1 protein-coding gene is annotated in these 492 nt (G+C 66.7%); it reads right to left on the bottom strand.

The features are described from left to right. Positions 1-492, bottom strand: a 492-nt coding sequence (locus M3668_RS10925; protein ID WP_502948976.1) for an ABC transporter ATP-binding protein, incomplete at both ends; no start/stop codon positions are given.

Genomic DNA, 492 nt, shown 5'->3' on the forward strand with positions numbered 1-492 from the left:
GGTCGGCTCGGTCACGTCGACGCGCACGTCGATCGGCTGCAGGTTCGATGCCTCGCCGTTGTGCGCGTTGCGTGCGTCGGTGATGCGTTCCGGACGCAGGCCCAGGATCACCTCGCGGCCGACGTGCGACTTCAGCTTCGCCGCGTCGAACGGCAGGATCAGCGCGCTGCGCGCGAGGCCCGTGTCGATCTCGAGCGCGATTCCGCCGCCCTGCTCGACCAGCTTGCCGTTGATGAAGTTCATCGGCGGCGCGCCGATGAAGCCCGCGACGAACAGGTTCGACGGCGAATCGTAGATCTCCTGCGGCGCGCCGAACTGCTGGACCACGCCGTCCTTCATCACCGCGATCCGGTCGCCGAGCGTCATCGCCTCGATCTGGTCGTGCGTCACGTAGACGATCGTCGTGCCGAGACGCTGGTGCAGCAGCTTGATTTCCGCGCGCATCTCGATGCGCAGCTTCGCGTCGAGGTTCGACAGCGGTTCGTCGAACAG

This window comes from Rothia sp. P100 (assembly GCF_023712425.1).
GTDB lineage: Bacteria > Actinomycetota > Actinomycetes > Actinomycetales > Micrococcaceae > Rothia > Rothia endophytica.